Origin of the sequence: Bradyrhizobium sp. 153, from assembly GCF_023073835.1 — a bacterium.
In the GTDB taxonomy this organism is placed as follows: domain Bacteria; phylum Pseudomonadota; class Alphaproteobacteria; order Rhizobiales; family Xanthobacteraceae; genus Bradyrhizobium.
In genome coordinates this window covers 1-22,191 of record NZ_JADPKH010000036.1, presented here as the reverse complement: position 1 = coordinate 22,191, position 22,191 = coordinate 1, and the positions used below count along the sequence as shown (strand labels likewise).

The window sequence follows — 22,191 nt, the reverse complement described above, 5'->3', positions numbered from 1 at the left end:
GCGCCAAGCCAGCGCTATGCAGCAATCTTCCGCGAGCGATCCAAGTTGTGTCAGAGCGCCGCAGGGTATTTGCCCGCCCCGTTGGCCTTCCTCTATTTCAAATCGATAAAATCAGTGGTTGTATACGGTCATTTCAGCGACCGCGGTCGCTCTATCTGTAGCGCGTCGATCTGGATGGGAAGGCGCGGCAATCTGGATGGCGAGTCAGTGTCGCGGCGAAGTAATGATTGCCGCGCAGATTGTCGTGCGCAAGAGTTTTGTTGAACTCTGATTGTCGCGGAGCGTCAATCAGCGACGGTTTTGGGTGTCGCGTGCAAGGTCGGCCGTCCCGGACCGCGTTGCGATAGCTCTCGACGTTCATCTCAACGATGGTGGCGTGGTGAACGAGACGATCGATGGCGGCGAGCGTCATGGCGGGGTCCGGGAAGACCTTGTTCCATTCGCCGAACGGCTGATTGGCGGTGATCAGCATCGAGCGTCGCTCGTAGCGTGCGCTGATGAGCTCGAACAGCACGCTAGTCTCGGCCTGGTCCTTGGTGACGTAGGCAAGATCATCGAGGATCAGGAGATCGAAGCGATCAAGGCGGTTGATGGCGGCCTCGAGGTTAAGCTCGCGGCGAGCCAGCTGGAGCTTTTGCACGAGATCGGTGGTGCGGGTGAAGAGGACGCGCCATCCGTTCTCGATGAGGGCCAGGCCGATAGCTGCCGCCAGGTGGCTCTTGCCGCCGCCGGGCGGCCCGAACAGGAGCAAATTGGCGCCCTTGCCCAGCCAGCTGTCACCGGCGGCGAGCGCCATCACCTGCGCCTTCGAGATCATCGGCACGGCCTCGAAGTCGAAGCTGTCGAAGGTCTTCCCGGCCGGCAGCCTGGCCTCGACGAGATGGCGTTCGGTGCGCCGGCGGCCGCGTTCGGCGATCTCGTGCTCGGCAATGGTGGCGAGGAAGCGGGCCGCCGGCCAACCTTCCTTGTCGGATTGCTCGGCAAATTGGGCCCACAGCACCTTGATGGCTGGCAGGCGGAGCTCGTTGAGCAACAGATTGAGGCGCGCGGTATCAACGGTGTTGGCCACGCTCATGTGGCACCTACGGTCTCGGCGGTACCAATGAGGCATTCGTAGGTGGCAAGCGGCGCGAGCTGCACCACGACGTTGGGCAGGTGGGCGGGGTCAGGAGCGAAGTGAGCGCGCAGCCGGTTGAGTTCGGGAAGTCGGCCGGCGTCAAGGTCGGCCGTGAGCTGATCGGCGAGCTCGGCCTCGCAGCCGCGCTCATGAGCGAGCGCGAGGAGATCGACCATGATCCGGCAGGCCTTCTTGTCCGGTAAGCGCTCGCGCAATCGGTCGAAGGTTCTCCGATAGCCCTCTCGCGGGAACAGCCTGTCCCGATAGACCAGATTGAGAAGCGCCATTGGCTTGCGCCGCAGGGAATGGATCACGTGCCGATAATCGGCGACCTGGTCGTACTTGCCGTTGGGATGCGGCCGGCCGCGCGGCAAGGTCAGGAGATGCGTGCCACCGACGAACACGTCGAGGTGATCGTCGTAGAGCCGTGCCCGCAGCCGGTGACCGATCAGGCGCGATGGGACCGTGTAGAACACCTTGCGCAGTGTGAAGCCGCCCGAAGACGTCACGCGGACGATCACCTCTTCGTAGTCGGAGGTGCGGCGATCGGGCAGCTCCCGCAATACCACGCGCTCGCTATCGATCCGCTTGGCGTTGCGGGCATTGCGACGGCTGACGATCTCGTCGATGAAGCCGCGATAGGTGGCAAGATCGTCGAAGTCGACAGTTCCGCGCAGCAGCAAGGCGTCCGCGATTGCCCGCTTAAGATGACCGTGGGGCCCTTCGATCGAGCCATTCTCGTGGGCGACGCCTCGATTGTTGCGGGAAGGCCGCATGCCGTAATGGGCACAAAGGGCCTCGTATCGCTGCGTCAGATCATCCCGTGCATCGCGATCGAGATTGCAGAATGCGGCCGACAAGCTGTCGGTCCGATGCTCCCGCGGCGCCCCACCGAGCGACCAGAGGGCATTCTGCAGGCCTTCGGCCAGGGCAACGAAGCTCTCGCCGCCAAGCACGACGTGGGCGTGCTCGAAGCCGCAATAGGCCAAACGGAAGTGATAGAGACGATGATCCAGCGGTGCGCCCGCGATCGTCACACCCAACTCGCCCATGTCTGTGAAGTCGGAGAGGCCGAGCTGGCCAGGCTCATGGATCTGGCGGAAGATGACTTCCTGCTCCTCGCCGTGGATCGCCCGCCAGGCACGGATACGACGTTCCAGGGTACGACGGATACCGGTGCCGAGATCAGGATGACGTCGAAGCATCTCCTCGAACACCGCCACCGGGCGTAAGCCAGGTGCCGACTTCAGGATCGGGACGATCTCGGTCTCGAACACCTCGCTCAACGGGTCCGGTCGTCGCCGGCCGCGGGGAGCCTTCTTTTGCGACGGAAGTCGGGGATCTCTCTCGATCCGATAAGCGGTCGACGCACTGAATGATGCCTTGGCCGCCGCCACTGGCGGGCTATCGGTCTGACGGTACTTCATGTAGAGCCTCATTTGGTGATCTGTGATGTGTCGGCCGGGCAAGCGAGTGATTCCTCTTGGCGGAAGAATCACTTGCATAACCTGCCGGCCGCGATCACCAGTCGGCGCGGTCCCTCGCGGATCGCGCCGACGCCGGGCTCGCAACTCCGGTCGGGCTACGCCCTCCCTTCGTCACGAGCCCGGCGAAACTCTCTCACCTTGATTGACGCGCTCTTCCATCCTGATCGGCGCGCGACACTCTATCGCTTTTTGGAGTTATCGATGAATTACACAGGCCTGAGGTGGATCAAGGACGACAAGCAGCGCCAGAGGATTGTTGCGGGGCTCAGCAAACTGCGCACCGGGCTTAAGAAGAAGGTGCCTGCCAAGAGTGACGGTACGCTGCTGCTGGCAACCTGGAATATCCGCGAGTTCGGCGGGACCAAGTATGGCGGCCGAACGACCGACGCAATGTACTACATCGCGGAGTGCATAAGCCGCTTCGACTTGATCGCGGTGCAGGAGGTACGGGCCGACCTCAAGGCGCTCAAGGAAATTCTACGCCTGCTTGGCCGGCAGTGGGACGTCATCTTCACAGACGTCAGTTTCGCCGACGGCGGCAATTTCGAGCGGCTCGCTTTTGTCTACAACACGGCCAAGGTCAGCTTCACCGGACTTGCCGGCGAACTGGTTCTGCCGAGCAAGACCGCCACCGAGCGAATGAGCCAGGTCGCCCGTACCCCCTTCGTCTGCGGTTTCCAGGTGGGCTGGGCCAAGTTCAACCTATGTACGGTCCACATCTACTACGGTACCGCCAAAGCGGAGGATCTGCGGCGTGTCGACGAGATCAACGCGCTTGCCAAGCTGCTTGCCACCAAGGCCAAGGATTACATCAACACAAGCGCCCCGGCCGACTACTCGCCCGAACACCTCGTACTGCTCGGCGACTTCAATATCTTTTCCCGCACGGATAAGACTTACGAGGCGATCACCAGAAACAGGTTCGAGGTCCCGGCCGAGCTGCAAAAGCTGCCAGGGAGTAACGTGGACCAGAACAAGTTCTACGACCAAATCGCATTTTTCAAGCAGAAGGTAGGTGTGAAAAGCACTAACGCAGGCGTTTTCAATTTCTTCGACTATGTCTTCGACGATCCGAAGGAATTCAGAGGCGGTAAAGGCGCGCCGACCGCTAACATGTTCAGGCAGTGGCGCACCTTCCAGATGTCGGACCACCTGATCATGTGGTGCGAGTTCAGCGTTGACCAAACAGATGCCTACCTGAAGGCGTTGGCCGCTTGGAACGGCAAGTAGGACGGCCGATCGCAGCTGGGTCTCTCGTTACGTTCGGCAGAAGAGGGCGTTGCGTGTCCCGCTGCAAAGACGATCGCGAAAATAGCGTCTTACCTCGGACGCTGCTGATGGACGAGGGTATTTCTAGTTTCAGATCTGCCGAGTCTGCTGTTGGAGGCTGTGAAGAGGTACCGTCCGGTTCCGTGCGCGATAGGCGTTGCAGGCGTCGGTGCCGCCGCAGCTATTGTCTATACTGCGTTAAAAGAGGACAGCAGAAGCGCCGCCAACAGCGCGGCTATCATGCTGGGCTTCATGATCGTGCTGCTTGCGTTCGCGAGCCTGATGCGAACAAACAGCACCACATACGTTATGCGGGCTTTCCTCATGATGTGGGTGATGGTGGCATGCTTCTGCACCATCTTTGTGCAACTGAGTTCATTCATTTTTCGGTGGCCAACGGTTAAATTTGGCACCGGCGAGTCCTTGAAGTGCGAGGAAAGCAGAAGAAAAAGCTGCGGAGAGGACTTGTCGGACAGTTCAACAGATCAATGCGTCCTCACGTATAGGAGTTCCTCTTTCCTCAAAAGCGGCTCGCCTAATGACTGGCAAAGGCTGACCGAAAAGGCGAGGACCTACGCAAGATCCGTTAGCCAGCTCCCAGTCAGATGGCCAGCGAGCCTAACCTGTATGCAGCTCTGGCGGGCGCGCGTTTCACGCACTTCAATCAACTGCTGGATCGGAAGAGTGGGCTGGCCGTCGATCCACTATTGTGGAATGCGGTACCGCCGCTTGAACTCCGACGCTTAGAGAGATAGCGGATGAGCTGAGGAATAAAGCCGCTGTCATTTGACGAGACCCTCGCGCGTATCCTCGCGGCGGTAAGAGCGAGGAGGCGCTCGAGTCGACGATCCTTTGCTCAGGCATGCCGATTGAGTACGACGTCATGTGAGAAGAAACCGCCGAGGAACACGGAGAGCCGCTCACCGCTCACCGCACATCTGACAACGCCTAAAAGGCTTGCGGGTCGAGGCCCGAACCAGCAAGGTACTCTGCGGTCTTCCTGAGCGCCCTTGCGTCGCCGTCTCCGAGCTCGTCGCCTGCGATGTGGACGTCCTCATCGGCTTCCCCGGCGTCCGGGACGGCCGAGCCGTGCGACAGCCGAGGAGTGTGGAGCAAGAGAAAGGGCTCTTCGCGGGAGCATTCACCACCTATCCGATCGGCCGGAGCCGGCGTGCAGCATGCGTTTCGTGTCCGACCTCAGACGCTCGGCCCGTTTCAAAATCCACCGATCTTGTTGCGAAGACAACATCGAGGTCGAAAACCGCAGCGAATGCGCATTGCGTCCGCTGGCCTAGATCCTGCAAACCGCAACCGCTGTGGAAGCGGCGCTAACAACGTCGGCCATTTGGCTGTCGTTGCAAGGTGGCGCGCGTCTGTGTTCGTGAGGTGAAATGCGGTCCCAACTTCTTTTTTACGCTGTCGCAACAGCTGCGCTCATTGCAGGCGGCGCTGTCAATTCGGCCGATCTCAAGCCGGCAGTAAAGGTCCCACTCGCCGTCTGGAGCTGGACCGGAGGATATATCGGCGGGCACGTCGGTGGGGGCTACGGGCGAACATCATTCAGCGACCCCTATGGCCAGTCACTCTATGGTGACGTTGTCGACACCCCTGTGTTCCTGGCCGGAGGTCAGATCGGCTACAACTGGCAGAGGGAACGCTGGGTTGTTGGCGTTGAACTGGACGCCAGTCGCGCTGTCTCAGACGGCAGAAACACCTGTCTTGCCGCCTCCAGCTCTGTCATCAGCGCAAACTGCAGCGCTGGTCCAAGCGTCTTTGCGACCGGGACGGGTCGCCTTGGGTATGCGTTCGGCCCGCATGGCCAAACACTTGTTTATCTCAAGGGGGGCGTGGCCTGGCAGCACAATAGCGGCGTTGCCGCCAACAATAGCGAATTCCGTAGCAGAAGTCACCCATTTGGCTTGGCGCCACAGAATGCCACCGATTTCGATTATGGTCGTGTCGGTGGCACGATCGGCCTGGGCGTCGAGCAAGCACTCGCGAACGCATGGTCCGTGACGTTTGAGTACGATTATCTGGGATTCACCGGTCCAAGTGTCGCGACCCCTCCGACCCTACAGAGGCCGCCCTTGGCAACCATCCCCGCCAACACCACCAGCCTGTCCAGCAGCTATCACATCGGTAAGCTCGGTCTGAACTACCATTTTGACGCACACCCACGGACGCCAGGATGGTCAGATACGCCGCTATACGCAACGAAGCCGACCGTCAGCGCCTCGCCGATTGGCTTCGCTGATGGGTGGTCGCTGGAAAGCGGCACACGGCTGTGGTTAAGCCGCGGAAGCTTTCAATGGGACCACGGGAGTACTGATCTAGTATCAAAGCTCACCTACCATGGGCAGGATGGGATTTCCGGTGAGTTGTTCGAACGGCTGGACAGCCCCTGGGGAATCTTCCTGAAGGGCAATATCGGGTTTGGGCGCTTCAGCAATGGAAAGATGAACGATGAAGATTGGGGCGTGGACCCGCTCGCTTATCAAAACACACTATCGGGCCAGGGCAACGGAAGGTTCACGTACTTCACCGCGGATGCCGGTTACGATTTCCTGCATGGCAGCACCTACAAGGTTGGTGGGTTCATGGGCTGGAGCTACTACGGCCAGAAGTCTGACACGATCGGATGTGTGCAGACCGCCTCCCCCAACGTTGCACCTTGCCTTGTGCCGGGCGATAGAAGGATTGTCGGCAGCCAAGACACTGATTGGAATGCGCTGCGCATCGGCCTTAGCGCTGAGACCATGTTGTTCGATCGCTGGCGCGTAAGTGCCGACGTTGCTTACTTGCCGTGGACGGACTTCCGAGGGCGCGACAACCACCTGATGCGCCAATTCACGACCTTCCTTGATCAACGCGGGAGTGGTGGCGGTGGTGTGCAGGTTGAGGCAGCCCTATCCTACTTTATCACTAAGAACGTCAGCGTTGGCTTCGGTGGCCGCTATTCGGCTATGTGGACGCCAAACCAACGTAAGACGCTCGCTACCGGAGCCAACCAGGAGAACCGCCCTCCTGCTACCTCTGGGCCCCTTCCGGGGGACTATCGCATGGAACGATGGGGCACGTTCTTACAGGTCTCCTACAAGTTTGACTGAACTGCTTGCTCCTTGCTCTAAGCGTCGAACGGCATTATGGCGCGGATACTGGTTACGCCTCCGTATTCTTCGCGGATGCGGAGGGCGTGATCAGCACGAAGCCGATCTGGAATCCGAACGCGGGTCCGATTTTGTGAAGCGTTTCTGAGGTCGGATTGGCCACACGCGTTCGATCTCGGCTCGGATCCGACGCTCCAGTGTGCGACGGGTGCCGGCTCGGAGTTCGGCATGGCGCCGAAACATCTCCTCGAAGATCCCGACGGGCCGCAGCCCGGGAGCGGCCTTCAGCATCGGCACCATCTCTGTCTCAAACACGCTGGCCAACGGGCTCAGCCGGCGACGGCCGCGGGGAGCCTTCTCTGCGATGGAAGCCGGGGATCCTTCTCGATCCGGTAAGCGGTCGAGGTGCTCAACGAAGCCTTGCCGCGGCCGCTGGCGGGCTATCGGTCTACGGTACTTCATGTAGAGCCTCAGCGCTGTCTGGCTGTTTTGAGGGGCGAGCGCCGGAAGGCCACTAGCTTCGCTCCCTCGGAGCGGAGGCTGTGCCTTTCAATGCCGAAGGATGTCTCAAGTCTCGAATGCTCGGTGACTGAAGACAAGTTGCGCTAATCAGCAACTTCTTTCAATGCTTCCACCAAGAGTTTATTGTCTTCTTCAGTGCGGCATGCGATGCGCAAGAACCGCTTGCCATTTTGAAGCGTCTTTCCGCCACTGTGCCTGATCAATATGCGTCTATCTTTTAAAAGCGTTGAGGCGATCACGTCCCCATCCGGCCAGTGGGGCGGCAGTTCGCAGAACACGAAATTCGCGTCGGGCTTTAGAACTCTCATTCCGTCGATGCTGCGCAGGTCTGCGTATAGTTTGTCTCTGTCGCTGCCTACCCTCATCCAACTCTGCTGTGCCGCGTGCGCGAGGTGAGGGAGCCTGCTCAGAAAAAACTCGCCAACCGTATTGACATTCCACGTGGGGAGCGCCGCTCTAATTTCCTTCATCATCTGTTCATTTGCGGATGCCGCATACCCCATCCGCAAACCGCATGTCCCGTAAATCTTTCCGAGGCTTTTGAGAACGATCACATTGGGAAATTCGAGCAAGTGATTTTCCAGGCTAGCACTTCGTCCGAGCTCACTAAACTCTATAAATGACTCATCGATCAGTAGCAGTTGCTGTTGAGCTCGAAGCGCGGAAGCGAGATATAGTAAATCCGCATAGGGAACCATCCGCGAAGTGGGATTATTCGGCGATATCACGACTGCGCCATTGACGCCATTTGTACGCGCAAATGCTGCGTAGCGGTGCACATCGAGTTCAAAATCTGGCGGTGACAGAAAAAAGCGTGACAACCGCCCGGGCAAGGCGGTGGTTTCATAAGGATTGAAGGTTGGGACCGGGACAGCAATCCTCATTCCCAGTCGACCAAGGAAGATGGGAATGAGTTCAGCCACGCCATTGCAAATGACAAGTTTATTCGCTGGCGTCTTCACCGCATCCGCAAGAAGCTGGACCATCTGCGCATTAGGAGAGGGATAGCAGGTAATAAGCCGCGGTAGCGCGTTCTTAAGTTCGTCAAGGAACGCCTGCGGCGGAAAATAAGGGTTTACCAGAAGGACGAAGTCCTTGATGTCATATTTCCAATAGCCGCCGGGGAATCGGTTGATCAGGTCAGAGACCTCGTCCGACCTAAGGGGTGGGTCCATTTGTGCTGCCCTCTTCATGCGTGCGACTAGCTCAACATTTCAGGACAAACGAAAATTGCAAGATGGTTGCCATCTCTCGACAAGCTCACGGCGAACAAGCATCGAGCAGTGCCGATGGGTGCGGAAATGCTCTCGGCAACAAGTCTGGTGCACGCCGCGGTTGGCGAGACTACACGTCATCATGTGACCTGCATGGAGGGAAGCCTGCAACACGAAGAAGGTAGTCGCTGGATCATACTTCCATCCGCAATCAAAAGGAGCGACTGGCTAAAACCACCGACGACACGACGGCGAAGATGCTTATTGCCGTATACATTGTTGCGCCGAGTGGTGGCACGCGAACAGGCGCGACATGCGCTGTAGCGAGCAGCAAGAAGCCAATGTTTACGACGTCAGGAAATGCTTCAGCAGGAATAAGAGGCTTAAAAAGAAATAGAAGCGCCAGGAGCGGCACGTCGTATGACAAGGGGACGCCCAAGAAGCGTCCATCGCGCGATCTGCCGAAGTTCGCAAAGTAGCTAAGCCTTATTGCTCCGGTCACCAGTAGAGCGGTTGCGGTCGCAAGCGCGAGTCGTGAAGCTTGGCTGACTTGTACCACAACTACCGCAGGCACGACGGCTCCATAGACGATATCTGCAAACCCATCGAGGCTCGCTCCCATTCTTGCGACATCTGGATCGCGACCTTTCGTGCGACCTGCCACAACCCCGTCGAGGTGGTCCGATAGAACGGCCAAAAGCGCTGCTGCCACGGATAGCTCAAGGCGGTCAGAGAGAGCTAAAAACAGGCTGGCGGAGGAAAAGAGAAGACCTGTGATCGTTATGGCGTTCGCTGGATCCCAAAGGTATTTTAGCATTGCACTCTCACCTCGTTTGCAAATCACGTCTCGCCGTGTAGGCCTTCGTTCGGTCCTTGAAAATGCGCTCGGCAATCTCCAAATCGTCAGCGTTATCAATTTCGTACCAGCTGAGGCCATCGCATCGCGCCGCGGCGAGCTGGAGGCCTCGCCTCTCTATCAGATAACCCAAAAGTTCTTCGGTGTAGGTCTGCCGAGCTCCAGCGGCGACAACATCGTCCAGTGTCGGAACGATCGTTGCCTTGAGTGTCGGCGCCGAAAGCCGTAGAAGGTTCATCGTCTTGAAAAGCTGTGGGCCATCCGCAACAAGATTTGCCGCGGTTTGCTTCAATCGAAAACCTGAGATGAAGCCGTTCTGCGACAACAGAACGGCCGACCCTTCCATTGAATCATCGAAGGGAACGACTGCAGCTACGTCTGTCCCCCGGCAGACCATCAAGTGTCGCAGCGCATCCTCTTCGAAAAAGACGTCGCCCTCGAGAAGAAAGCAGTCTCCGGAGAGAAGAGCGTCGCGCGCCAGCCACAAAGAATAGGCGCTTCCGGTCCGGTCGAAGACGGTCGACTCGACATATTTGATTTTGAGTTCGCCAAAGTGGCTACCGCAGGCATATTGAATGGCATCTTTGCGGTAACCCACCACGATCGTCACCTCTTCCACGCCAACAGCTTCCAGATTGCGCAGAGCGTTGTGAAGAATCGAAGTGCCGTTGACCTCGACCAGCGACTTCGGCCGCAGATCTGTCAGAGGACGCAGGCGAGAGCCGCAGCCAGCGGCGAGAATGACGGCGTTCTTGGGAGCATCGGTCACCGTTTAGTTCCTTTTTCGTCGCGCCTCTAGGGTGAAACACCGACAGCTTCTTCGTCGCCAGCGTAGGCATGCTGAAGCGACATCAGGTCTGCGGGAGCCATCTGAAAATGGAGCCCAAGCGTGAAGACAAGCAAATGGTCCTGGTCGGTCCTTTCTCCAGAGAGAAGGAAGGCGCTGGATCCGGTGCCTCGAGCTGCCGAGATGGCAAAGTGCGCATTTCGGTTGAGTGAGGCGTGCTACGCCATCTAAGAACATCTTAGTGCAATGGTTAGGGATTTGAGATTGCAGTCGAACCTGGCCAGCTAGGAGGAAGTCCAGGACAGTAGGTCTTCGACCATGACTATGCGCTCCTATGTCGACGAAACCCTATTTGCGCAGTTCAGCGTCGGGCCGCAAATATCGCGTTTCCGCACGGGCCAGTTCGTCGTACTTGAACAGTTCGAAGACTTCCTCGAGAGTGGCAATATGCGGCTCAATGCTCGCGGTGCTTTCCTCAGCGATGATGCGACCGCAGACTTGACGCATTGCCGCCGTTGCCGCTCGCATGGAGTGGTTGGCCCAGATCACCGTAGAGATGTTGGCTTTGCGGTATGCAGAGATCGGTGTTCGATAGTATTTCGTCGGAACGATCACGACCGGCAATCTGTTCTGCCAAGCGCGCGCGAACGAAAGGATTTCGTCCGCGGTGCTCTTTCGCGAATGAATAAGGATCGCATCGGCTCCCGCGTCGGCGTAAGCGTGAGCGCGCGAAAGTGCTTCGTCCATCTCATGCCCAGCGATCAATGCCTCGATCCTTGCCACCAAGATCAAGTCGTCCGCGACTGTATCCTTCACTGCCCGGAGGCGGCCAGAGAATTCGTCGATGTCGGCGAGGGGGTGCCGATCCCCAACAAACGAGTTCATCTTCGGAAAACAGCTGTCCTCGAGCGCGACGCCGGCTGCTCCACGCTGACGAAGCCTGCGTGTGACGAGGCGTGCATTGTTGAAATTCCCGAAGCCGCCATCTCCGTCAACGAGCACAGGCAGTTCGCCCGATTCCACGATCCGCTCGACTACGTCTACGAGTTGGCTCCACGACGCTTCGTTGGCATCGCGGTAGCCCAGGGAGCAGGCAATAGACAGGCCAGACGCCCAGAGGCCTTTGAACCCTGCGCGCTCAGCGATCGCGGCGGAGAGACCATCATGCGCTTCCATGAGGAACGATAGCTCTCTGCGGGAGCAGATTTCGGCGCGCAGGATTTCAGCACGTGAGGAACCGGCGGATTGATCAGGGCCGTTGGCGAGAACAGATGGTAATCGGTGTTGCATGCCAATTCCTTGTGATGACCGGCGTAACGTGGAGACCGGCCGATTTCATCAATCGATAGGTGACATGCTTCCGTCATCTAGATCAATTACGAGGGTTGGTAGTTGATCGGGCCCGCAAACCTGTTCCGTCTCGCAGTGCTCGAGGATCACTGCTAAGCTCCGCCGATCATTTGAGTGATGGCACAAATTGAAAGCACAGTTGTGCCCTGGTCGAGGCGCCGACCAACGGCATCATCGCTCTTGCATTTGTCCACGCGGTTTTGAGACTGCACGATCTGCGCGAAGGCTTCTGAAGTCGATAGCATTCTAGAGAGTGCGGGCTCAAGCAAGTCAGGGCGCGAATTCATTGTGGACGCGCGCGCCTTTAAGGTTTGGGGAGGGCGCAGTGCGCCAAATTCTGATCCCCGCAGCGGCGGCATACCATGGCGACCGTCGCTTTCTAGGGGCGGGAGACGCCTCGGTGGCATACTGAGAAAATTGGTGGCTCAGTGCCCCGAACTTGAAGAGAGCTCTTCAGCCAGCTTTAATTCGAGGATCGGGATGATGTTCGCGCTGAGGGTATTATGGAGTCGCTTCCTTCGGGGCATGGAAGCACGGCGCGGTTTACTTCAGCCGGAGATTCGGCGGTCGATCGGGCGGGCGAGGAAGGCCTTCACCTTGTCGTCGATCTCGCCACGCAGCCGGCTGACCTGGCTTTGGAGATGCCAGTCATGCCCATCGCCTGCACCAGATCGCCCGCCGAACGGGTCGAGACGCCCTGCACATAAGCTTCCTGCATGCGGTGAGCGCCTTCTCGGCCATGCGGCGCGGCTCCAGGAAACCCGGAAAGTAGGAGCCTTTGCGCAGCTTTGGAATGCACAGTTCGACCGCGCCGGCGCGGGTCTCCCAGATCCGCTCCCGGTAACCGTTGCGCTGGGCCAGGCGCTCGGGGCTCTTCTCGCCGTAGCTCGCCCCGGTCTGGCCCTCGACTTCCAACTCCATAGACGCTGGGCGGCAAAGCCGATCATCTCGCGCAGCAGATCGGCATCAGGGTTTTCTCTACGAGTGTGCGCAGGTTCATCATGCCGTCGGTCATCGGTGGTTGCTCGGTTGGGTTGGCGTGTCGCAACCCGATCTTACCGGAGAACTGCCGTTGACCAGCGCACGACCGCCCGCCCGCTACGGCGCTATTGGGGGCGCGTCCGGGCGGCTTTGCTCTACCGAGCTACACCACCACCGGGAACACGACCCGGTGTTGCCCTGCTGAAGGAATTAATGTCAATACCGTGGCCGTCGTCGAACCGCAATTCGGAAGTGCCTTCAACTGGTCTCACATTGTCCAAGATTGCCGAGTTCGAGAAGGCGCATGCGGGCGGCGATTGAGCAATGGCATTCGCATCTTTCAGCGCCCGGAGCCAATTCCCGAAGGTGTCTGTCTGGCAGACTCGAGCATGCGTCCTAATACACAGGGCAGCCGGGAAGTTGGCGGCTACAACACACAACCGAGAGGAGGGTCCTTCCATATTCCCAAATTTCTGAATCACCTTGGCGTTCCCCAACTCGACGCTCGATGGATCGGTCGTCCTTGAGAAGGCGAGGGTGCAGGCAGACCTAGCTTGCGCGAGAGAGCTGCGGCGTGCCTGACAGTCGCTTGGCGCTGAAACATTCCGTCGCCTTCCGGGCGCGTTGCCTTCGTCAGAGGGGGCGAAGGACAAAGCAAGTAGTAAGTCACTTCAGACATCAGTCGTATCCGCGAGCTAAGCGCGCCTCTTTCAGGGTACTCACTCGATAGTCCCTCCACATGGAGTCCAGCCGATCTGATAGGATGTGTATTGAGCCAAATCGTAGATCCCCCGGTTCATCCCGCCGCGCAGTTTGCAAAGAAAGCGATGGGATACCGCAGCCTACACTGCAGGCGAACTCCAAAACCGTTGACGGCCCCTATGAGCTTCTGTTGATGATCGCGAGTTTCAAACCGTTTGATGAGTTGCGTCTCGAAATTGCCCACCAAAACAAGGGGGCGACAGCATACTTGGTGCAGGGCAAGTATGCTTTGCGAGCGTCCTCTGCTAGGCCGCTTGCAGAGAAGGACAGTCGGATGATTGCGCCGATTCGACGTAACTGGAATCCAAAAGACTTTTTCGATGAGTTGACGCCGGCGATGTTCACGGCCGGACCATCGACTGTGCGCGCACGTCGGGACAAGTTGTGGCCTGAGTTGTATACTGAATACGACGCGAGGCACTTAAAACAAGAATTGTTCAACCGAAATCTGATCGCCACCAACGAAGCTGAGGCGTTCTTTAGTGCCTGGGCCGCGGATGAAGAGCGCCACACCGATGCTTTCATCCGGATCATGGAGCTTGTCGCTGGTGAATCCGAAAAAGATCTTCGAGACAGATTGGAAGCTCGATCGCATAGTTTTTCTGCAATCAATGCATACTTGAAGGACGAATTCTCTCTGATCGTTATGATCGCATTTGATGAGATGTGTACTTGCCGCGCCTATGCTGCGGATAGAGAGTTCTATGCCGGACTTGGCAGCAGCTTCCTTCGTTGCCTGAGAGAGGTGATTGCCGACGAGGCAGTTCACTCGATGAACGCTGTTAATGTTCTCCGTGCCCGTTACTGCGAGCGCATTCCCGAAATCGGCGAGATTCTCGACAGCATAATCTGCAGCGTGGGCGATGATCCGGATTATACCGGCACCTTCGTGCTGGATTACTTCGGCGGGAATTACACGAAGCAGATGTTTGTCAACTGCCGCGCCGCTGTCCTGAGAAACGTTGCTAAGCCGCTAAAAGCCGCAGTGACGGATTGAAGCGTCGGCGCGCAAGTGGACCAACGAGCGTCTGCGCCTCATCTCCTGTCGGTGCCTCAGAACTGCATGTATTGGTCGGTCAGAGCGGATCGGCTCATAGATGAGTCAGATAGCCTGCCTGCGCTGCCCTTGAACTTTTCCGCTTGTTTCAAGTGTCTTGGCAAGCCACAGGCAATAATGAGCGATCCAGCGGTGCCTTGCACAAGGGGTACCGATCAGACGTCAAGAGAAAATTCAGTCAGGCAATCATCACGAACAACCAAGCCAAATGGCGCTGTCGGCTTTCCTCCTGATGTCGCGAATACTTCAACGCACGCGCCCGCGGAATCTATCCCAATCCTCAAGTCATTGTCGTTAAATACGATTTTTTGGGCGGTGCAACTGGTACGACACTTGCTGTTCTCATCGCCAGGTTCTCGCCCTTCCGGAGATGCGTATGCAAAGTGCCCTCTGCACCAAGCAGAATTTTCATGCTCGCCGGCAAGCCGAACATCGGCGGTGACACCGGCCTCCTTGAGCTCGGGATCACGGAGCGGCTCGGCGACGGATTGGAACTTGCCTCCGCTCAAAACCAGCTCAATTGAGCGGCGCAATGCCGACCTTTCGGGCCAGCCTGCTGAGGCGCCACAAAATGGATCTTTTCAGCTTCACCGAATGCGCGACGCGAACACAATGCCTCAGACCGCTTTTCGAGCTTCTCGTTAGCTGTGCGAGCGACGAAGGCTTCAGCGAAGTCTCTTACGGAGCGCTCAATTTCGCGGAGCCACTTCGTCTACCGGAGTATCCGCCACCGGCGGTGGCCGTAAAGTGGCCGCCTGAATGGTGTGAACGATATTTTAAGCGAAAGTACCACAAAATCGATCCAGTAGTCCGGCGGACACCGACGCTTTCGCGGCCCTTTCTGTGGGATCAACTCGCCGAGCAATATCAACTACAGCCCGACGAACGGCGCGTACTTGATGAGGCCAGAGAGGCCGGTCTCAAGCACGGCATGAGTGTACCGTTGTTTGGGCCATTGGGTCGGTTATCCGTCGTATCGTTTGCATCTCGGTTCGACGATGCCGATCCTCAACATTCCAAAGGCCATCTCAACGCACTAGCCTGGCACTTTCACACCGCTTGTGTGGAGATCACACGTCCGGCCGAAGATAACTGCAATATGAGAGTTGCGCTATCGCAGCGGGAACTAGATTGCCTACGGTGGGTGGCAGAGGGCAAATCGTCATGGGAAATCGGGAGGATATTGCAAATCAGCGAGAATACGGTGAACTTTCATCTTAAGAACGCGATGCGAAAGCTGGGCGCGACCAGCCGGATCCAAGCCGCCATTGTGGCGATCCGCCTCAACCTTATCTTTGACGTCCATGTTGCGTGAGCATCTTGATGGGACGATGATTGTATCGGAGCCAGTTTGCGTATGAAAACTGCTGTGAAGACAAAAAGCGATCCTATGGGCAATCGTTCGCCAAGGCATTGAGCAAGCTCGACCTGCCATGTGAGGAAGCCACTTGCTGCTAGCGCGCACGTCGTATACGTCAACTACGAGCTTAGTCTCGGGCATTCTTTGGAGCGGCAAGTTAGAATAGGTCTGGCTAGGGAGTCCAGCATTTGCAGGTGTTCGTAGGACGTGAGGGTTTCGGTCGATCGTAGCTAGGCGCCAATGAAGATCGGTAGTTTGATTCGAGCTGATCGGTTTGCTTCAGTTGATTTTTGTCATGAGTTTAAAACTGCTACTTCCTTGACTATCTTACAAGTATGAGTCGATCAAAAGACCAGCTTCTAGACCTAGTCGACAAGCTCCTTCTGGAGGGCATTGCGCGCATCCGGTTTTTAGCCAAGCGCCGGGCAGCCGGCATCGGTGACGGCGGTACGAAATGAAGCAAGCAGCGTGCCGGTTGAAAACTGAAGGTTCTCTAGTCGCCTCATGTTGCGCGGGCGCGTCAGATTGGAAACATCGATATCTCGAACCTGACAATCGCGTCATTAGCCTTGACCGTACACACCACGCCGTCAAAGGTCGAAGGCTGGGATCTGGCGCGTACACCCAGTGTGCCGCTGCCGACGGGGCGCATGTCGCCGGCGCCAGTGCAGAAGATCATGTCCCTTGCGTAACTTGGAAAGGCGGCGCTTCGGCAAAAGCGGCCAGTTAGCGCTGCGCGAAAGAGCACTCCGAAGAAAAAGCCCCGACCGAAGGTCGGGGCTCCTCGATCCGCCGCAAACGTGTTGAGATCGCCATTTTCCAACCACCGGAAACAGCTTGTAGTAAAGCCGAAGGGTCATCATATCGACATCCTGGTGAATGCGATCCGTCCCGACAGCGGGGAAGGTCACGTTGCTCTCCGGCATGAACAGGTGGTCATACTCGACGCCAACTGACCAGCTGGGCGCGAAGTTAACTTTCCAGGCCAGCCCCTACGGCGCGCCCCCAACGGACATTATCGCTTTTAGCAAGCTCCGCCCCAGTGACCGTCGGAGTTGGTCTGGTCTGTTTTGCTGGTCATCACAGGACCGCCTGGCCTAAAGCAGCACGGTTTTGAATGCGTAGCCGAGCTAGCCGGTGAGCAAGCCGAACGCATCCGTCTTGGTTCGATTGATGTTCGACGGGAAAGCGGTGCTGATATTTGGAGCCGCTGAAGAGTGCCCAGTTGCCCTGGCCTTCAACGCCGTAGACCACATTGAAGATCTGCCAGCGATAGCCAATCTGGCCACCGATAGTGCCGGCCGTCGTACCATGGCAGCCTTCGGGAGTAACGCCTGCGAAATCCTAGCAGTTATGGCTCGAACCCAGCCGCCGTTATGCCCACTATAGTAACCGGTGCAGTCACAGATCGCGGGAGCGACCGACAGCTGCGGCGCGTTGGTTTGGACAGGCTGTGGAGCGAGATCGCGCCAAGTGCGGGACCGCCGCGTTGGTGCGACGATGCTTGCAGTCAGAAGCAGAAAATTCTTCATTGGAGTGCTATTCCACACTTGAGCCCGGCTCTGCGCGTCTTGGCAACATCATCGTGAATTGCTGTAACTTCAGCACAACATTCCTCAGAAACGAAATCGCCCTAATCTCACGTTGCGTTAGGTACTGGAGCTAGAATCCCGCCATTTCCAGAATTTTAGCGTTGATGCGCGTATTGGTTAGGCACGTGGGAGTTAGCTGCCCAACTTGGGAAGGCGGCTCGCATCAAAGAGCGCAGTTAGTGCAGATCTCGGCAAAGCGCCCGAGAACGAAATGCGCGTCCACGGTCCGTGAGCAGCGGGTTCGGATCTTGGGCATCGTCGACTAACTTCGGAAAGCGTTGAAGGCATCAGACCCTTCCGAAGGTTGCCTGTCGGAACGACCACCGAGCTGCGCAATCATGGTCTTGACGCATCGATGATGGGCCATCAGTGATCATCGAATGCTGCCGCGCACAATGTCTGACGTCAAACAACCCTCAACTCCTTAAAGCTTTGCGGTATGTTGAGGAGATGTCTGATGCTCAGCTCCTTGAGCATCCGGCTAAACATGTCCATCGACATATTCCAAACGCCCGCTCAACAACCTCATCAGCCAGGACACGTTCGCGGTGCAATTCCGCATAGTCTACCCGGCGTCGTCAGAAAGTTATGCAACCGCTTTGTGGCCGGTGACGTCCTCGAGCTCTTTCACTTCCGTATGTGGCTGTTGCGCCAAATCGCGGTCTCCTCTCTCGTGATCGCCTGGTATTCTTCAAAGAGCTTGGAGAAAGCGGGAACGATGGCCGGGCCTGCGTGCTCAAAACAGCAGCCCGGGATCGAGCATCGCTTTGAAGTACAAAAGCATCTAGCCGATGCTTTCGCCATCCGTGTGAAGGCGACGCTGGAGAACAGGAAGACATGGATTGTAGAGATTTGTTTTGGGTGCGTCGCTGCTAATTCTGCTGTGATTCGTCATCCGTTAACGAAAGCGCAAGATGAGGCAAGGTCAATTCACCTTTGCCTTCGGCGAGACAGGTTTGGAACTTTTGCGCGGCGGCAGTCAGAACTGGGACCTTCAACGCGGTTTCGTTCGCTAATCGCACGCTGCAGTCAATATCCTTTTTGGCGTTTCTGATCGATATTGCCAAAGCATTCGGCTTTTCGTCCAACAAAAAGGCTACAAAGTTTTGGAATATCCCGCTGTTGGTCGCGCCGCGACTGACCAAGGAGCGTAAGATTGCAAGGTCGACGTCAATGGCATCGGCAAGCTGGCAAGCTTCCGCTACCACCGCCGCCATGCCCATCGTCATGCTATTATAGACAAGTTTGAGCTTATGGCCCTGTCCAATATCACCCACATGGACGATGTTCTCGCAAAATGTGGTAAGAACACGAGCCGCCATAGGAAACGTGTTCTGATCAGATCCAACGATGGCGTTGAGACGCCCTTGCTCTGCTTGTTCAGGGCTTCGTGTTACGGGGGCATCTATGAAGTGCAATGCATGCTTTTTGGCCTGTTCGGCTAGAGTGAGGGTTGAAGCAGGATAGGACGTGGTGCAGTCAAGTATCAAACTCTGTCGGGGCAAATGTGCAAATAGCCCATGTTGCCCAAGGCAGACTTCCTCGACCTCGCAACTTGAGGGCAGGGATAAAACGACGGCACTTACATGCCGGGCCAATTCGGAAATTGCGGTGTGCTCATGAGCACCCATGCCAGTCAAGCGTTCCGCGCCAACACGGGTTCTGTTGACTTTGATATGCAGTTCAGTGCCATGACGCAAAAGACTGATTCCTATGCCTGTTCCCATGCACCCTGCGCCGATTAGGCCGATTCGTTGTCCGACTTTCCCAGGCGTTTCAGTTGACGGAGTTTCAGTCATGCTCTGCGTCGTTATGAGTTCTGAAAAAGACCACGCTCCTGCAGAATGGGCAGCAGCTTATGATGGTCCTCGATGAGATAATCCGGCTGCGCCGCTCGCAGACGCGTCTCGGAAACAAATCCGCCCGTAATGGCTACGCTGATCAAGCCAAGTTCGCGTGCAATATCCGTTTCGACCGGCATGTCCCCGACGATGAAAGTTGAGCTGGGGTCCAGATTGTATGCTCGCATATACAGACGAAGCCGCTCTCCTTTGCTTATGCCTTTATATTGAGTAGCGCGGCTTTCAAACGCCAGAACCTCCGCGACACAATCTTCGATTCCATGTCTTCGCAATTGGGTAATAAGGGGGTCGACTATATGGTTACTGACAATAATGCTGGAAACGTGTTGTTGACGTGCCGTTTCCAAAATGCAACGCGCGCCGTCGCGCAGATCGGCTTTGCTCGCCAGTGGTTCGTAGGTGTCGTGAAAAATAGCACTGTCATGGCTATCCACCGTTTCTATTTCACTCTGCGACATTCCTAGATTGCGGAAAAAAACCGAAAGTGGAACATCGAAATGATCCCGAAAGGTTTGCATATCAATGGCAGCCCGGCCTAAGCGACCCAAAATGGTGTTCGTCGTTTGTAGCAAGGCGTCGGCGTCGTCGAGGAGAGTGCCGTTCCAGTCGAATACAAGAGCAGGTTTCATCATGGCCTCATGCTGCAGACGTTTTCGTTGAGGTGAGCTCGGCGATCAATCTATTTAAATTCTCGTCTGCGCGTTTTTGCCCGCAAGGGGTCGGCATCTCGAACGTAAACGCAGAAAGATCGATTCCCTCATGTCCCCGCGGCAGCAAGGAAAGCAGATCTTCAAAGGGCAAATACGTAATGGTAGCAGCGTTGATCGATAGAGCAATTTTGCGTTCGATCACCCGAAGCGTTTGCGGCGCGATCCTATGAAAGCGCAGGCTATCCTGCCGCGTTTCGGGTGCCAGGCTTTTCCATATTTTCCAGAACGCTAGCTCATCTATGGTCTCGATACCCATGCCGTAGTAATTTGGTGCAACGATAGGCGGTGAACCGATTGCCCAATGCACAGCCTTTGCCCCAGCGGCAAGGAGCATCTCCGTCACTGCGCGGCTTGTATCGCCGCGAATAAGAGCTTCATCGGCTACGACGATGATTCTATCCGTAACGTCGTTCGTTGCGACGCGGTACTTTTGCCAGATGAGCGAGTTGCGCTCGCCAAGAGACCCGATAAGTGTGCGCTGAGAGCGGTTTACTGCGATCACCTCGCGCCGTTGGACGAGCGCACTTTGCTGCTTGGCCAGCGATGCAAATAGACCGTCGGCATACGGTGTCCCGGTGCGCGGCATGGAAGAAACGATTATGGGAGCGGAGCTTGTTTCGACCGCTAATCGCGGCCAGACAATTCGGCCCAAGGTCATGCCTATATCATGACGAGTTGCTAGATGAGATTGCCCTTGCACCAACGTTCTTGCATTTCCCAGATAAAGCGTTTCGTAGGCGCAAAGCTTGGGACTGTGCCGAGCCTGGCCCACAAAGTGATCAAGGCAGTCTCCCGTTCTGCCGTTCACATGCTTGATGTGACTTGGCCGAATTTCGTCGACTCGGCCTTGTAGACCAGAGAAAGCACTGTTTTCTGAGGCAAAAAGTAGAAAACCATCTTCGGTTTGCATGAATTCCAAAGGCCGCAAGCCCATGCGATTGCGGAAGGCGGTCAGATTTCCTAGGCCATCCAACAAGAGTGCACTGACGGCTCCGTCAACACCCTTGTCAATGTCTTGGAAGACCTTCTCGTAGTTAACCGGCAGACCGTGCTGCCAATAATCTCTTTGACAAATGCTCTCGATAAGCTTGAGCAAGAGCTCCGCATCGGTGTTGCCGCTGATGGAATGACCTTCGGCGTGCAGTTCTTTCCTAAGTTCATCAGCGTTGACCAGAGCCCCGTTCAAACAAACCGTCAAACGGCGGCAGGAGGTTTTATGATTGTCAAAAGGCTGGAAGTCGGCGTCACTCTTCTCTCTGTGAGAGGGAGTGCGAACGTGTGCTATAGCTACATGCGGTCTGAAATGCGCGTCCTGCTCAGTGAAATCAACACCTGCTAGTTTGCCTGCTGGCCGGCATGACTTTGTATGTTGAAACCGTTCTTCATGCATAAACGCGGCAACGCCGAACCCCTCCTGTCCACGGTTTTCAAGCCTCGGCACCATGTGCTTGAGCTGATCGTAAACCGTCCTTTGTGAGCGGCTTGAAGGCAGCAGAAATGCGCCTGCAACACCGGACATGCTATGTCTCCTTGATCGACGATTATGGATATCGCCCGTTGCGCGTTGTTGTTTTCCACCCTGTCCGGTTGCAGACATCCAATGTCTGGAACCGACACCGAGCGGAGGTAATCCGTCGGCTCGCGCGAAGCACATGGTTTCGCGCCTCAGCAAGCAAGGCTCGTACCAAGCCCTCTTTCGCGCGCATGAGGCTTCGCCGAGATTGGCAAACGAAGTGTGTGATTCGAAAAGGCCGCCCTGATCCGGCTGCCGGACTCCCGAGATGGCGGCCACCAAAAGTCAGCTTTGGTGGGCACGGTGCCTGATGGGGGCTATCCCGCGATGCTCCGCCTAGAAGCCGCAGCAAAGAGGGTTACGCGACTGTTGCCGCGGCGGGAATGTCTTTGTCCAATCCTCAAGCGGCCAGTCCCAACCGTACGCTGAAGAACGAAGACGTTCAGCGAACTGGACGCCCCACCGAGGGACCATCGGGCCCTGTTTGCTGTTTGAATTCGTGCGCGCTCCGATCTCCTTGATGTCACGGAGCGAACAGCGCTGTCCGGTAAGCGCTTAGCCGGAGCCCTTGGTTCGGGATCGGGATAGCTGTGCGAAGAAGCCTCCGGGTTGGACGGAGGTTTGAGATGGGATTGGACAGCAAAA

13 protein-coding genes and 2 pseudogenes are annotated in these 22,191 nt (G+C 57.0%); 4 read left to right on the top strand and 11 right to left on the bottom strand.

Annotated elements, in window-relative coordinates:
• Positions 1–151: 151 nt before the first annotated feature.
• Positions 152–1,075, bottom strand: coding sequence for an IS21-like element helper ATPase IstB (gene istB, locus IVA91_RS09725; protein WP_247458662.1), 924 nt, complete (start codon positions 1,073–1,075; stop codon positions 152–154).
• Complete coding sequence (istA, locus tag IVA91_RS09720; RefSeq protein WP_247458660.1) at positions 1,072–2,622, bottom strand: IS21 family transposase; 1,551 nt, start codon at positions 2,620–2,622, stop codon at positions 1,072–1,074. Before istA ends, istB begins: the two co-directional genes overlap by 4 nt.
• On the opposite strand from istA, the gene IVA91_RS09715 reads away from it, so the two are divergent.
• Both IVA91_RS09715 and IVA91_RS09710 read left to right on the top strand, forming a co-directional pair.
• The gene (locus IVA91_RS09715; protein ID WP_247458650.1) at positions 2,617–3,834 is read left to right on the top strand and encodes an endonuclease/exonuclease/phosphatase family protein; all 1,218 of its coding nucleotides are present in this window, start codon (positions 2,617–2,619) and stop codon (positions 3,832–3,834) included. The two genes, istA and IVA91_RS09715, sit on opposite strands and share 6 nt — an antisense overlap.
• Positions 3,835–5,264: 1,430 nt before the next feature.
• The gene (locus tag IVA91_RS09710) at positions 5,265–6,980 is read left to right on the top strand and encodes an outer membrane beta-barrel protein (protein ID WP_247458648.1); all 1,716 of its coding nucleotides are present in this window, start codon (positions 5,265–5,267) and stop codon (positions 6,978–6,980) included.
• Between the two features lie 177 nt (positions 6,981–7,157).
• Here the strand turns inward: IVA91_RS09710 and IVA91_RS09705 are convergent.
• The 6 genes and pseudogenes from IVA91_RS09705 to IVA91_RS09680 all read right to left on the bottom strand — a co-directional run.
• Positions 7,158–7,454 (bottom strand): annotated as a pseudogene (locus IVA91_RS09705) (IS21 family transposase); the annotation flags it as partial.
• Between the two features lie 131 nt (positions 7,455–7,585).
• A complete protein-coding gene (locus IVA91_RS09700) occupies positions 7,586–8,677 on the bottom strand; it encodes a histidinol-phosphate transaminase (protein WP_247281289.1) in 1,092 nt (363 codons plus the stop codon).
• A 250-nt stretch (positions 8,678–8,927) separates the two neighbouring features.
• On the bottom strand, positions 8,928–9,533 hold the full coding sequence (locus IVA91_RS09695) for a CDP-alcohol phosphatidyltransferase family protein (RefSeq protein WP_247458646.1): 606 nt from the start codon (positions 9,531–9,533) through the stop codon (positions 8,928–8,930).
• 7 nt (positions 9,534–9,540) lie between these two features.
• Entirely contained in the window at positions 9,541–10,341 is an 801-nt protein-coding gene (locus tag IVA91_RS09690) for a phosphocholine cytidylyltransferase family protein (RefSeq protein ID WP_247450369.1), read from the bottom strand.
• A gap of 366 nt (positions 10,342–10,707) precedes the next feature.
• On the bottom strand, positions 10,708–11,580 hold the full coding sequence (gene aepX, locus IVA91_RS09685; protein WP_247458689.1) for a phosphoenolpyruvate mutase: 873 nt from the start codon (positions 11,578–11,580) through the stop codon (positions 10,708–10,710).
• Between the two features lie 695 nt (positions 11,581–12,275).
• Positions 12,276–12,724, bottom strand: a pseudogene (locus IVA91_RS09680) (transposase); the annotation flags it as partial.
• A gap of 861 nt (positions 12,725–13,585) precedes the next feature.
• Here IVA91_RS09680 and IVA91_RS09675 point away from each other — a divergent pair.
• Together IVA91_RS09675 and IVA91_RS09670 are read left to right on the top strand one after the other, a co-directional pair.
• Entirely contained in the window at positions 13,586–14,449 is an 864-nt protein-coding gene (locus IVA91_RS09675) for a hypothetical protein (RefSeq protein WP_247458644.1), read from the top strand.
• A 631-nt stretch (positions 14,450–15,080) separates the two neighbouring features.
• Positions 15,081–15,824 (top strand): LuxR family transcriptional regulator, encoded by a 744-nt coding sequence (locus tag IVA91_RS09670; protein WP_247281335.1) that lies wholly within the window; start codon positions 15,081–15,083, stop codon positions 15,822–15,824.
• Between the two features lie 2,509 nt (positions 15,825–18,333).
• Here the strand turns inward: IVA91_RS09670 and IVA91_RS09665 are convergent.
• Genes IVA91_RS09665 through IVA91_RS09655 form a run of 3 tightly spaced genes read right to left on the bottom strand, consistent with a single transcriptional unit; the run spans position 18,334 to position 21,552 of the window.
• A complete protein-coding gene (locus IVA91_RS09665) occupies positions 18,334–19,260 on the bottom strand; it encodes an NAD(P)-dependent oxidoreductase (RefSeq protein WP_247458642.1) in 927 nt (308 codons plus the stop codon).
• Between the two features lie 11 nt (positions 19,261–19,271).
• On the bottom strand, positions 19,272–19,955 hold the full coding sequence (locus IVA91_RS09660; protein WP_247296196.1) for an HAD hydrolase-like protein: 684 nt from the start codon (positions 19,953–19,955) through the stop codon (positions 19,272–19,274).
• Between the two features lie 4 nt (positions 19,956–19,959).
• A complete protein-coding gene (locus IVA91_RS09655; protein WP_247458640.1) occupies positions 19,960–21,552 on the bottom strand; it encodes a class II glutamine amidotransferase in 1,593 nt (530 codons plus the stop codon).
• Positions 21,553–22,191 lie beyond the last annotated feature (639 nt).

Bases quoted from the DNA above. Each gene is read 5' to 3' on its own strand.
- istB (WP_247458662.1), bottom strand. From the start codon at position 1,075: ATGAGCGTGGCCAACACCGTTGATACCGCGCGCCTCAATCTGTTGCTC.
- istA (WP_247458660.1), bottom strand. From the start codon at position 2,622: ATGCAAGTGATTCTTCCGCCAAGAGGAATCACTCGCTTGCCCGGCCGA.
- IVA91_RS09710 (WP_247458648.1), top strand. From the start codon at position 5,265: ATGCGGTCCCAACTTCTTTTTTACGCTGTCGCAACAGCTGCGCTCATT.
- IVA91_RS09700 (WP_247281289.1), bottom strand. From the start codon at position 8,677: ATGGACCCACCCCTTAGGTCGGACGAGGTCTCTGACCTGATCAACCGA.
- IVA91_RS09695 (WP_247458646.1), bottom strand. From the start codon at position 9,533: ATGCTAAAATACCTTTGGGATCCAGCGAACGCCATAACGATCACAGGT.
- IVA91_RS09675 (WP_247458644.1), top strand. From the start codon at position 13,586: ATGATCGCGAGTTTCAAACCGTTTGATGAGTTGCGTCTCGAAATTGCC.
- IVA91_RS09670 (WP_247281335.1), top strand. From the start codon at position 15,081: ATGGATCTTTTCAGCTTCACCGAATGCGCGACGCGAACACAATGCCTC.
- IVA91_RS09665 (WP_247458642.1), bottom strand. From the start codon at position 19,260: ATGACTGAAACTCCGTCAACTGAAACGCCTGGGAAAGTCGGACAACGA.
- IVA91_RS09660 (WP_247296196.1), bottom strand. From the start codon at position 19,955: ATGATGAAACCTGCTCTTGTATTCGACTGGAACGGCACTCTCCTCGAC.
- IVA91_RS09655 (WP_247458640.1), bottom strand. From the start codon at position 21,552: ATGTCCGGTGTTGCAGGCGCATTTCTGCTGCCTTCAAGCCGCTCACAA.